This is a genomic window from Bacillus sp. FSL L8-0358 (assembly GCF_038593095.1).
Lineage (GTDB): Bacteria > Bacillota > Bacilli > Bacillales > Bacillaceae > Bacillus > Bacillus subtilis.
On sequence record NZ_CP151962.1, the window covers coordinates 3,532,446 to 3,545,491 of the forward strand.

Consider the following 13,046-nt stretch of genomic DNA (forward strand, 5'->3'; position numbering starts at 1 on the left):
TTATTTATATAGAGAACCGTTCCTTCCATTATACCTTCTCCTTAGTTATTATAACAAGCTTCATCAAAAAGAAACACGTATAATCAAAAAACGCGCATCCCAATTTATAGGACTACGCATGTTTTTGAATCCCTGTATATTTCATAATTTGTCTAAATAAGCAATTCCAATCTTGTGTGCGAGCGATGTTTCGGCGCATTTCTTTATAGGTTTCGTCTCCGTTTTGTCCGAGAACTTTTTCACAAGCTGCTATAAATTCAATTGGATGATCACCTTCTACATATTCGTATACATACGGCTTTTGCATTTTTGAGGTTGACGGGAGATTAGAGCCGACGACAGGTTTTCCTGCCGCTAAAAATTCAAATAGTTTCAGCGGAAACACAGCTTGATTATACGATGATTTTTTATAAGGCATGATGCCAATGTCGATAAGCTCCATATAATGAGGCACTTCTTTTGGATCTGCCGGACCGGTCCATATGACATTGGGAAGCCTCAGCAGCTCTTGAAATGAAACGTCACCATTGGTGGCATCCGGGCCAACCCATAAAAATGTCCAATCAGGCTTTTGCAGGGCGGCTTCTTCAATCATTTTAAAATCGAGCTTCGGTTTAATTCCGCCGATAAAACCTAACACTGTTCCTTCTCTCCCCTGCAGTATACTGCGATCGGGAGCTTGTTTATTTGCAGAAAACAGCTCATACTCCACACCGTTTTCCACAGTATGAACCTTTTCTCGTCCTGCCGTCAGTTTTTTGTCTACTTCCTTGTGAAGATAATCTGATGAACAGGTTATTGAATCTGCTCGTTGTATAATTCTCAGCTCTGCCGATTTAATGACTTTTCGCCGGAATTCAGACAGCAGATTTGATCGGCCGCTGATCGGCGCCGCCCATAAGTCACTGCAGTCATAAATGACCTGATCCCAAGGATACAGCGAAGACAGCAGCGGGAATCCGGGAAACGTGTACCATAAACAGCAGCGTTCACCGTTTGCAGAAGCAGGTGTAAGCTCATCGAGTAATGGGGAGAGCTTATGTCTGTAAAAGACATCGGTATATCGTCCGAAACGAAACATTTTTTTCTGCAGCAGGTCTTTGACAGCGAATTGCCTGATGCCAGAATGGACTTCCTGAAACTCTTTCCCTTGGGCACGCGGAGCCGGACATACCCAAATAACTTCCTTCGTTTCCTCCTGAGCAGCTAAAAATTCTGCCAGCCTGTGCCTTCTGTATCTCAATTGGTCTTTTCCCCATTCAGCAGTGGCAACGATGACATGAATGATTGCTTCTTTTGTTTCCACCTTCATCACCTTTTCTCTCTGTTTGCGGCTATAATCTTTTTTTCACCGCGTTTTTTGCATATTGAACAAAACACCATGTTGCTTTCATAAAATGAAGCCGTTCGATCTCCCTGTAGACAAACCACGTTTTTTTCGCAGCCTTCCATTTGTTGCTGGAAATTGAGTTATTGACAAGCCGATATTCAGCCAGGCATTCATTCATTCCATAGGCAGTAAATCCTTTTTTTAAAAGAGACAGCCATGTGGCTAAGTCCTGTCTCGTTCTGATATTCGGCATTTGGATCTGTCCCGTTTGCTCCCTGTCAATCATCACCGTCAAGCAGCCGATAATTGTATTTTTCAGGGCGTCATCGTACGTCAGGCTTTCCGGCGCATGAATAAATTTATCGAGCGGGGTCCCATCCTGCGCCATTAAGCTGTAGCCCGTGAAAGAAAACGCACAGGAGCGCTCCATCATAAACTCAAGCTGCTTTTCCAGTTTGTCTTTTTTCCATTTGTCATCACTGTCCAAAAAAGCTACGTAGCGCCCTTGAGCGCGTTCCAACGCTTTGTTGCGAGCAACCGCAGCTCCGGAGTTCTCTTCCAAATACACCACATGAATTCTTTTGTCTATTTTTTCATACTGCTGTAAAATATCGCGGGTCCCATCCGTTGAGCAATCATCCACGATAATCATTTCCCAATGAGGATGGCTCTGATCTAATACCGAATGAACCGTGTCTTCAATATAGTCACGCGCATTATAGGAAGGTGTAATGACAGATACGAGAGGTTTCCAATTGGTCATGATCACATCTCCATCGTATGATTTTAAAAGGATTCCCTGAAAAATTCAGGAATGACAACGAACATAAAGGCAATCGTAAGGCCAATCATAACACCGAGAACTGCTTTCTTTTTCGGAGACATTCCGCCGCCTGCTGTCTCACTTACGGTTTCGGAATCAGTAACACTTGCCGCTTTCAGGTTAAGCTGTGTGTTTTTGAGCTCATATAAAAATCTCTCTTTATCCACTTTGGAATCCTCACTCACCGACTCGCCTTCAAGCGCGTCTATGCTGCTGCGGATGACGGCTTCTCTTTCTGCATACAGCTTTTGATCGTTTTTGAGGAAGGTGGAGGATATGGCGTTTAAGATAGATTCCGTTCGATCCTTATCCTCGTCGCTATAGCTTAAAGTCAGTAACGATTTGGATTCCGTTTTGATTGTAAGCTTCTCTTTGATTTCTGCTACATCTTCATCCTTTTCATCAGGAAGCGCCTCCTTCAAAAAAGAGTCGCTCTTTAGCAGTAGCGGAATCTCTTCTGTGCTGTTATAAACCGGATGATCATAGCTCCCCACAGCCAAAGTATCTTCAGCTGTATAGCTCTTTTGATCAGCGATCTGTGACGGCAGGATATACCCCGCCGCACCTAATATAATTGGCACCGCTATGATCCAAATGATATTTTTTTTTATGCGACGGGCTATTCTTATCAATATATCGTTCATATAAGTCTCCCTGCTTTTTGTAGTCTGTTTATCTGTACATCGGCTCAGGCATTTGTCTGGATCGCCTTAACACATTCACGGCGGCGATGACGAGCGCCATAAACACCCAATGGAAAAATAAATTTGAAACAGAGCTTGGGCTGATACTTGATACCAGGAAACTGACCATAGCGGTAATAAGTCCTTCTGTGATCAGTTTTGACTGATTTTCTAATTTTCTTTCATAAAACTTGTAAAGCACCCATATGAGGTAGGCATAAACGGACAGATATCCCAGCATGATGAACAAGCCAAAATTAGCAAGAATTTCAACAAGCCAGTTATGCACCTCTGCCACATTGTCAGTATCATATACAGCATAATGCTCAAGATAATAGGATACATTTCCTGCTCCGACTCCGAATCCGTATGAATCAAGGAAAAAATGCCAAGCGTTTTTCAGCAGATTTGCCCGAGCCACATTTGATGGAAGTCTGTCATGAAATGAATGTAGCGTCTGCGGGGCCAGAAACAGCCCCCAAAACTTTGAATAGATTTTGCTGGCGAAAAGAACTGCGAAAAGAGCAATTCCCGCCGCCGACAGCCATATAGCCATTTTCTTTAAAACAGGCGGCAATACAATGAAGATGTAGACAGCAATACCTGCAAAAATCCCCAGAAGGCTGGCTCTTGAACCAGTAGCAAAAATTAAATACAACGCACAGAGCGAGAGCACAAGGCCAACCGCCTTGATGTATCCATTCTTAATGTTTTTCATCATCGTGATGTAAAAAAAGAAGCTGATGGATAAAAAGGTCGCAAAGTCATTTTGATTAAAAAAGACCGATGTCGGATAATGCTGCTTATACTCCGGTCCGCTGTACAATGTGGAACTCGCAAGATGATGGTGGGTGATATGATTGTAAAAACCAATGATCATCAGAAATACCGTCATCACCAGCCAAATGGCATAAACAATCATCAGCCGCTCCATTTTTTGCACGTACATGACAATAAGATAAATGAAGAAAATTCCCATTGCCAATAAGGCTAAATACTTGAGGCCAACTGTTACCGACTTGGCCCACAGCAGAGAAACAAGGCCATATATAAACCAAAAGGCGAAAAAGAGCAATATCCCTTTTACTTGCAGCCCATGCCATCTTTCAATATGGGTTCGATTCCGAACCATGCCGAAAATATGAAGGCAACCCGCTGCAATGAGCAGAAGCCGGTAAAGGAACAAACTGAAAAATCCAAGATGTATAGCGAAAAATGCATTATTTAAAAAAGTGCAGGCGATCAAAATATAGATTACAGCCATAAAGAGCCGTTCTTTTGTTGTAAATGCGGTTGCAAGCGTCAGTAAAAACAGGCCAATTGCCAACACCGCAAGCACAACAGCCATCTGCATGAAACCTATATCTTTGTGGATGGCTCCCAGCAATAGGACGACTCCAAATATAGCAGCGGCCAGTAACGCTAGCGTATGGACCGCTGATCGTTTGATACTCACATGTTTAACCCCTTTCCTGATGTTTCAGGAGCCGGCGACCGAGCCTAGCAGCCGGCAGCTTCAACCAAGTAACACTTTTTCTTTTTATAAATTGACGCTTCCCAAGTCTTTAGCCAATTCTTCAAGCGGCAAGCCCGGAAAATACTTGTCAGAGGGTTCCGTTCCCCTAACAGCGGGACGGCCGATAGAGTGATAAATGTATCCGGCTGCCTGCATCTCTTCAAGTGAAAATAAATTTCTGCCGTCAATGATGACTGGCTGTTTTAAGAGGGTTTTCACTTTTACAAGCTCCATTTCTTTCACTTCCGGCCAATCCGTTAAAATCAGGCATGCATCAGTGTCTTCAATCGCAGCATACACATCTGTGTAATACTCGACCTGTTCGCCAAGGATCGCTGAAGCTTCAGGAATAGCAATCGGATCGTATGCTTTTACATGGGCGCCCAGCTGCTGCAGCATGGGGATAATATCAAGCGCTGGAGCGGATCTCACATCGTTCGTATTCGGTTTGAAGGCTAATCCCAGGACTGAAATGGTTCTCCCTTTGACGCTTCCCATAACAGTCAAAAGTTTATCTACAATATGAACACGCTGCTTTTCGTTCGTTTCAATGACAGCTTCGATGAGCTTGAATGGATAGCCTGCCGATTTTGCGATTTGAAGCAGCGCGGTTGTATCCTTTGGAAAACATGAACCGCCGAATCCAATACCCGCTTTAAGGAACTTTCTGCCGATACGGCTGTCAAGACCAACACCATCAGCAACTTTTGAAACGTCTGCGCCGACTCGCTCACAAATGTTTGCGATATCGTTGATAAAGGAAATCTTTGTCGCCAGAAATGCATTCGCGGCGTATTTAATCATTTCTGCACTTTCTAGGTTTGTTTTAATGACAGGAGCATGGAATGGCTGATGAAGTTCCTCAATGATGGCAGCGGCTTTATGACTTGTTGAACCAATCACGGCACGCTCCATATTCATCGTGTCATGAATCGCTGACCCTTCCCGAAGGAATTCAGGGTTAGATACAACATCAAATGAGTATCTACCCTTTGAGGCTTTTTGAACGATAGATTGCACCAGTTTCCCTGTTCCAACCGGGACTGTGCTTTTATTTACGATCACTTTGTAGCCGTTAAGATGCTCACCGATTGTTTTCGCCGCCGCTTTGACGTACGTTAAATCAGCTTCACCTGTTTTGGACATAGGCGTTCCGACTGCAATATAAATAATATCTGAGGCCCGAATGGCAGACGGGATATCGTTCGTAAAGGTCAAGCGCTGATCCAGCACATTTTTTTCAACTAAGTCTGCAAGCCCTGGTTCATAGATTGGGATTACCCCATTTTTCAGACTTCTGATTTTTGATTCATCGATATCACAGCAAACAACTTTATTGCCGATCTCCGCAAAGCAAGTGCCTGATACGAGTCCTACATAACCTGTTCCAATGACAGCTATTTTTTTCACAGCGCTCAACCCTCTCCTGTAAAATGATCTTCCTATTTATATTGGTCGCAGTGTCTTACGATTAAACGGAAGTTTTCGTGACCGTCTGATACTGATGATGCAAGGCCTTGGCGTTTTTTCCTGCGTCAAATTGAGCCTGCACGGTTTCATACAAGTCATCTGCTACTTCCGGCTTCCATATTTGCTCATGTTCGTACCGAGTGATCGCTTCTGCCAAGGCTTGAGCGGATTTCGGTTTAATCAGCAGATGTTGGTGCTTTCCGAATAAAGACGACACTCCGCCAACATCCGTACAAATAACAGGAACCCTTAGCGCCAGCGCCTCAATCACAACAGTCGGCATCCCCTCACTGTAAGAAGGAAGTACAAATAGATCTGCCGCAAGTAAATAGTCTCTTACCTGATGATTCGGCACTTGGCCTGTGACGATATGCCCCTTCTGCGTCAGCGTCGATTTTGCGGGACCATCCCCGACAAAGACTGCCTTAGGAGAGTCCTGCAGCGATTCTATCGCTTCAGACAGTTCAAAAATGCCTTTCTCTCTGACCAGCCGGCCGACATAGACAGCCAGACGCTGATCGAGCGGGAGTCCGAGTCTTTTTCTGATTTCCTCTTTCGTCTCCTCATTCTCCTGAAAGCGGCTGAGCTGTATGCCGATTGGCAAAACCGAGCTGTCAAAGCCCGAAAGCTTTTTGGCTTCTTCCTGAAGCTTGTGGCTGACTGCTAAAACAACTGACGCAGAACCTACGGCACGCTTGAAGGCTTTAAACGCTCCTTTGCTGTAATGCGGATAGACATTCACATCACTGCCATGCAAGGTCAGGACATAAGGAATTTGCGCTGACTCTGACACGACTGCCGCAGCCCCGCCCGATGGCATGGCAAAATGCGCATGGATCAGATCCGGATATAGGTCGCGCTGTTTCATGGTTTTTAAAACGGCTGATGCGATTCTCCGATGAGGCTGCGCCCACTTCAGCTGGCCGGGAACTGCCCGATAGAAAGGCCGGTAAACCGGTATCCCCTTTCTAATCTCATACTCCGGTCTGGCATCCTTTTTTCGATATGTCTTTTTCAGCATGCGGACAGGTGCTGAATGAAAAGGCCGTGGGCATATCACAGTGATATCAAGCCCGAGTTTTTGCAGCTCTTGCACCTGTGTCTCATGAAACACACCCTCTCCGGGTTTCATACTGCTCGGATATACGCTTGTGATCCACAAAATCTTCATGACAAACGTCCTTTTCTTAGTAGTTTGCTTTTCGTTTGAGGGTACGCTTTTACCAAAAGAAAGAGATAGCACAGCGCCCCGGCCGCAACTGAAATGGCCAGCCGCATTTCTGCCTGCAGACTGAAGTGTTCGGTACTGAGGCTTACACCAAACGCGATGATGCCCATCGCCGCAGTAATCAGAAATGGCTTCATAATCGACTGGAAATAAGCCGAAAGGTTAAGCTTGATGACATATGCCAAAAGCCAGCGCCCAATAAGGAAATTAACAACGCTGATAATGGCATACACCCATGCGACTGTCAGCAGGCTTCCCGTCTGTACAGCTGCAAACAGTGATAATCCGTACAGCAGCAGTACGCCGGAATCCCAATAAAACGCTAAGTCAGCTCTTCCTTTTGCCAGCAGTACAGATCCATTTGGATTCATGAGCACTCTTAGTATCCCGACAATGGCCAGAACATTCAGGATCGGAACAGCAGCAAGCCACTTTTCTCCGAAAACCGCTGTGATAAAGGCGTCTGACACAGACACGAGCCCGATTAACAGCGGAAACGAAACAAGCGCCAGCATTTTTGTCATATTCAGAAAGCCTTCTCTGATCACGCTGTTTTCATATTTGTTTTTTGCGAAAACAGGGAATGCCACCCGTGTGACAATCGGATTGATCTTCAAAACCGGAATGGTGACAATCTGATAAGCGAGGTTATAAATCCCCAATGCTTCAGCACCAATAAACCGGCCGATCAAAATCATGTCGATATTTGCTCCCAGTCTGTTCACAAGACGGGATGAAAGCTGAAAGGCTCCAAAAGAAAAGAAATCCTTCATGCCTCTCAAATCAAAAACAAAAGCAGGATGCCACTTTTTTCGGTATACAGCCCAATATAAAATCCCTTTACTGGACTGCAGCAGGACTTGAGAAATCACGTACGCCAAAATCGCATCCATCATAAAAACCGCTATCGCTAAATATCCGAATGACAATACATTTGAAAAAATCTCTATTTTGCTTAACGTATTAAAATGCAGCTGCTTTTGCAGCATATACTGATATTGCTGTCCAATTGGCGCGATCAAAAACATAATCGCCAGAATCCGAACCAGAAACACCAGCTCTTCTCTTTGATAAAATCCCGCAATGACAGGACTGCTCACATATAAAAGAACAAACAGCAAAACGCCCGTCATAATGTTAAGCCAATACAATGTTGACAGCTGGCGCTCCGTCGCGTCGTCTCTCTGAATTAATGCTGCGCCAAAACCCATATCGAGCACAATCTGGGCGAAAACTGTAACCGTTGTGATCATGCCGACAAGCCCAAATTCTGTTAAGGTCATCATATTTCCAAGCAGGGCAAACTGAACAATTTGTATGATTGTAATACACATAGTTGAAATACTTGTCCACTTTGCACCGCTCATGATTTGTTTTGTAATACTTGGCATCATATTCCCTACTTCTTTTTAAGCTCAGATTGATGGTGAATAATGGCATTCTGTTTTATCTTGCACCATCACCCGTCCAAACTACTTTACAAGTTTTTAACATAATTTTTAATTCTAAAGTGAAAGTCAGATTGCGAATGTAATATAAATCAAATATCAGCTTTTCCTTCGGCGTCATATCGTAACCGCCGTTCACTTGAGCCCAGCCGCTCAATCCCGGTTTAACAGCCAGACGCTGTGTAAAGCCTGGAATCTCATTCTGGAATTTTTCCGTAAATACAGGCCGTTCCGGACGAGGGCCAATCATACTCATATCGCCTTTCAGCACATTAAACAGCTGAGGAAGTTCGTCAATTCTCGTTCTTCTGATAAAAGCTCCGATCCTTGTCACCCGCGGATCTTGCTTCTGTGCCCAAACCGCCCCAGACTTCTCGGCATCTATTTTCATGGAACGAAGCTTATAAAGCTTAAATGGTTTCCCGCCTTTCCCTACGCGTTCCTGCGTATAAATGGCAGGCCCCGGCGTCTCCAAACAAATCAATATTGAAAATACCGCAATCATTGGCAGCGCAATCGCCAACCCAATGAGCGCAAACCAAATATCCATTACGCGCTTTATTGCCAAATAACGAGCCGTCTTTTCAGATAATGTAAAAGAATGTATTTGCTGAACTGAGAATTCACGACTCACATTCATGCTTTTCTCTGCACTCACTGACACACACCTCACGATTTGTTTGGGATGTTATGATGACCTATGCCAGTCAGTTTAGCAGACGGATGTTAATTGGATGTAAATGGTATGTTAAGAAGTGTGAATTTGTTATTTTTTCTGACATTTATCCGTAAACTTTTTATTGTTTTAGACACTTTTTTTAAAAATTAAGCATATTATTTAAAAATTAAGCATATTATTTAAAAAAAGAGACAAATCATTTTACTGATTTGTCTCTTTTCGTTGAGAAGCATTTAATATTGAAAATAAAACTTTGATTTAGAGGTTAACAGCTTGTATTGAACCTCAACCATTTTACTAAAGAATAACATGGATTTTCGTTCCACGTTCCGTGTGTCCAGGACAATTGTTTGGTTATCCACTTTTGCACTGATTTTATTTTGGGAAGTATTTATCGCAAATTCAATTAATCGCTCTTTCTTTACATGAACTAGCTGTTCAAGCAAACTCTGCACGTTTACCGTCAATTTTGTGCAATTAGGCTCTAACTCTATACGTTTTACCGGTAATGAGATTTCAGACTGTCCGGTATTCACAATGATTTTTGAATGATTTGGCAAACAGATTTGCTTATCTTTAAAAATAAATGATAAATCTTTTGATTCTGTTTCATATGAAAGTTCTGCTTCTGTATAGGCATGTTTCTTTATATCAATCGAAAGATTATCGTAGTTCATTGTGAAATATGGTCTTGCACTGAAGACAAACAAAGCATTATGCCCTAAATACATCGTTTTTGTAGAATACTTATACGCAGCACGCTTGTTTCCGATTCTCGCCCTTAATTTGTAGCCGTCTATCGACGATTCAATAAAGAAATCCCAAACGCCTAAATCTTCTTCTGCAGATGCCAGTTCATCAAACTTGCACTCAAATGTAAATGTTGAATTTTCATACTTAGCCGGCGCAATGTATTTTTCCGCCTTTGTATCGCGATGAACAAATACTCCTGTCAGAGATTGATTTTGATTCATTTCATCATCAACCAATTTGTGTTTAATGGTTCCTTGAATGCTGAGGCTGCGATCGTTAAATTCAATATTTTGCAGATAATGCTCAAGCTTATTTTTATAATTCACTTTTAATAGTTCTTCAGAAATTGGATATCGCTCTAAGCTCGGATAACGTGCAATTAAATCCCCGTTATATACAACACAGAACTTTTTAATGTCTTGTTCCTCACGCTCATACTGGGTTAACCCCTGCAAATCATTATTCCGAATAAACAGCAGACGCAATTTGATATGCGGAAGCACAAATTGATCAGCCTCTTCAGGTACTGCATGAATAAATGAAGACAAATATTTAAACCATTCAGCTCTTTCTTCATCGGTCTTCATTTTTATTGTGACATTTTTTGTCCGCGAAAAATCGAAATGCCTGTTTAAAAATACTGCCATCAGTTTAATTTTTCTTCCTTCTTCCAGGTCACTAGCCTTGATAGCAGAAATAATATCTTCCATTGCTCCATAAAAGTTCTCTGGGGGAACATAAGCAACACTCATATGTTCACCGTCTCTTTTGACCAGATAGTAATAATCATAGTCAGCTGAAACAGAAATCTTCTTTGCCTTTAAATAAGCGTTCATTGTGAAGACTTGATCTTCCGCTGCTTTTATGTGAGTAGGGAAGATGATTTGATTTTCTTTTAAAAGTGAGGCTTTAAACAGTTTTTGGGGTCCCAATGTGAAAACAATTTTGGAATCAACCAAATCAACATCTGGGTTTGTTTCCTTAAACATTGATTTGGGAACACCTCGGCCGTTTATCCCTTTTAACTTACCTAAAGTAATATCTGAATCATTCTCTCTTGAGAAATTGTACCATCTTAACAATGCTTCATTGCCTAGATAGTCATCGGAATCAACAAACAGGATGTATTCACCTTTGGCAATTTTTATTGCATCATTCCGCGGCGCACCTGGACCGCCTGAATTTACGGTTCTTTCAACAACAACAATATTGTCATATTTCTTTTTATATCGATTCAAAATGTCTAAAGATGAATCCGTAGATTTATCATCGACACATATAATCTCATAATCCTCTTTTGGCATCGTTTGGTTAACTAAGCTATCAAGACATTCGGAAATAAGATCTTCTGAATTATATACAGGGATAACAATGCTTATTTTCATCGATTACCTCACTACCCTAATGGATCGGTTATATTTTTGCCTGATAATTATATCAAAAACATCTGTCAATAAGAATAGGCCTAACCTTAAATTTTGTTAAACTTTTACATAGCATATGTGGTTTAAAATTTTTCTCATTTTATCGTATAAAAAAGCTTGCCGGCAATTCCTGATGGGTTCTGCCGGCAAGCCGCTATTGATGTCTACTAATTTAATCCCCTAATAATATCCAATGATTCCTTCATATATTGCTTGAGCTGCTTTTTCTTGATACAAAGCACTCTTTAACTTACTTGCGTCGTTCGCATTTGAAATGAACGCCAGCTCCACTAAACTGCTCGGCATCGTTGATTCTCTGATGACATGGAAATTCCCGATTTTCACGCCGCGGTTTTGAGTATTGAGTGCTTTATAGAGTCTGTTTTGTATTTCTGTCGCAAGCCGTTTGCTGTTTTCTGACTCATATTTTGTATAATAGTAGGTTTCAGTACCGGTTGCTGCTGGGCTCGCTGAATTGGCGTGAATACTCACAAACAGGTTTGCATTATTGCTTTTTGCTTTTGCAACCCGCTCTGAAAGCTCTAAGAAAACATCTGTAGATCTGGCCATAATCGGAATGGCTCCACCATTGGAAAGTTTGCTGTTTACAAGCTTAGCAACGGCAAGGTTAACATCTTTCTCCTTTAAACCATTACCGACCGCTCCGCTGTCATAACCACCATGTCCTGCATCCACAAATACCTTTTTGCCAACAATCACATTTTTCAGCTGATTCACAACATTTGTGGTAACTGAAATGGTTCCCCCAAGAACTGTGAAAGTGTTCTTGCTATTTGATCCGATGACTGTTCTTGTCGCAGTCGGCAATGAACCGGCGTCAGTAAATAGCATTGGGCGATTTTGCTTCGCCGCCAGCACAGAACCCGCTAAAGCATCTGCATATTGATAGCCATTGCTGACAAATGCAGCTTTTGATGAAGAATAATACTTTTTCGCTATGTTGGCAGCCACTTCAAAACGGCTGTTCCCGCCGATCCTTGTTGGTGATGGCAACTGGCTGTAAACGCTTTTTGAGACACTGATTTCTCCCCCGACCACAATAGTCGATGTTGTTCCTTTGCTGTTCATCGCATTTTTCGTTGGTTCGGGAATAGAGCTTGCAGTCGTCAGAAGAATTGGAATACCATTACGGGCAGCATAAGAACCGATTGCCAGACTGTCAGCATATGCCGTTCCATTTGCGATTACTGCTTTTGAATTTGAAGACAATTTTTTAGAAATATTTTGAGCAACTTCATAGCGGCTTCTTCCGCCGATCCGTTCCACATTGGAAATACCCAATTTTTTAATGTCGCTTACAACGTTGTTAGAAACACTGATCGTTCCGCCAATGACGATGACCTTGCTCGGTTTAAGCTGGCTGATTCTGTCTTTCGTCGGTGCAGTCAGTTTAGATGATTCCGTCAATAGAATCGGGGCATTGTATTTGTAAGCCAAAGGTGCAGCAGTTAATACATCGGCATATGCTGTTCCGTTTGCTATAACAACCGTGCCTGCACTGCTCCAGCCTTGTTTTGATACATTTACTGCAACCTCATATCTGCTTGCTCCATCCAGCCTTGTAACAGAGTTGGCCGCAAACGCATTTGGTACAAATAACACGACTCCTAGTATCAGCATAGGTATGCTTTTAAGAAAGATCCGCAAAGATAGTCCCTCCAAAGATTCATA

10 protein-coding genes are annotated in these 13,046 nt (G+C 42.5%); all 10 read right to left on the reverse strand.

Features of this window, described 5'->3' with window-relative positions; translation table 11 throughout:
* Positions 1-112 precede the first annotated feature (112 nt).
* The 10 genes from NYE49_RS18190 to NYE49_RS18235 all read right to left on the reverse strand — a co-directional run bounded on the left by NYE49_RS18190 (position 113) and on the right by NYE49_RS18235 (position 13,022).
* Positions 113-1,306 (reverse strand): glycosyltransferase family 1 protein, encoded by a 1,194-nt coding sequence (locus tag NYE49_RS18190; protein ID WP_342411028.1) that lies wholly within the window; start codon positions 1,304-1,306, stop codon positions 113-115.
* Between the two features lie 28 nt (positions 1,307-1,334).
* Positions 1,335-2,093, reverse strand: a complete 759-nt coding sequence (locus NYE49_RS18195) for a glycosyltransferase family 2 protein (protein ID WP_123373716.1) — start codon at positions 2,091-2,093, stop codon at positions 1,335-1,337.
* Positions 2,094-2,116: 23 nt separating this feature from the next.
* Positions 2,117-2,797, reverse strand: a complete 681-nt coding sequence (locus NYE49_RS18200) for a Wzz/FepE/Etk N-terminal domain-containing protein (protein ID WP_063334751.1) — start codon at positions 2,795-2,797, stop codon at positions 2,117-2,119.
* 28 nt (positions 2,798-2,825) lie between these two features.
* Positions 2,826-4,292, reverse strand: a complete 1,467-nt coding sequence (gene tuaE / locus NYE49_RS18205; protein ID WP_342410580.1) for a teichuronic acid biosynthesis protein TuaE — start codon at positions 4,290-4,292, stop codon at positions 2,826-2,828.
* Positions 4,293-4,376: 84 nt separating this feature from the next.
* Entirely contained in the window at positions 4,377-5,762 is a 1,386-nt protein-coding gene (tuaD, locus tag NYE49_RS18210) for a UDP-glucose 6-dehydrogenase TuaD (protein ID WP_014478137.1), read from the reverse strand.
* Between the two features lie 61 nt (positions 5,763-5,823).
* Entirely contained in the window at positions 5,824-6,993 is a 1,170-nt protein-coding gene (locus tag NYE49_RS18215; RefSeq protein ID WP_219144694.1) for a glycosyltransferase family 4 protein, read from the reverse strand.
* Positions 6,990-8,441, reverse strand: coding sequence for an MOP flippase family protein (locus NYE49_RS18220; protein WP_342411029.1), 1,452 nt, complete (start codon positions 8,439-8,441; stop codon positions 6,990-6,992). The genes NYE49_RS18215 and NYE49_RS18220 overlap by 4 nt, the downstream gene beginning before the upstream one ends.
* Before the next feature lie 55 nt (positions 8,442-8,496).
* Positions 8,497-9,156 (reverse strand): sugar transferase, encoded by a 660-nt coding sequence (locus tag NYE49_RS18225; protein WP_003242561.1) that lies wholly within the window; start codon positions 9,154-9,156, stop codon positions 8,497-8,499.
* Between the two features lie 254 nt (positions 9,157-9,410).
* Entirely contained in the window at positions 9,411-11,315 is a 1,905-nt protein-coding gene (gene tarQ / locus NYE49_RS18230) for a (poly)ribitol-phosphate teichoic acid beta-D-glucosyltransferase TarQ (protein WP_047183279.1), read from the reverse strand.
* A gap of 219 nt (positions 11,316-11,534) precedes the next feature.
* Positions 11,535-13,022, reverse strand: a complete 1,488-nt coding sequence (locus NYE49_RS18235) for an N-acetylmuramoyl-L-alanine amidase (protein WP_047183280.1) — start codon at positions 13,020-13,022, stop codon at positions 11,535-11,537.
* Between the last annotated feature and the right edge of the window lie 24 nt (positions 13,023-13,046).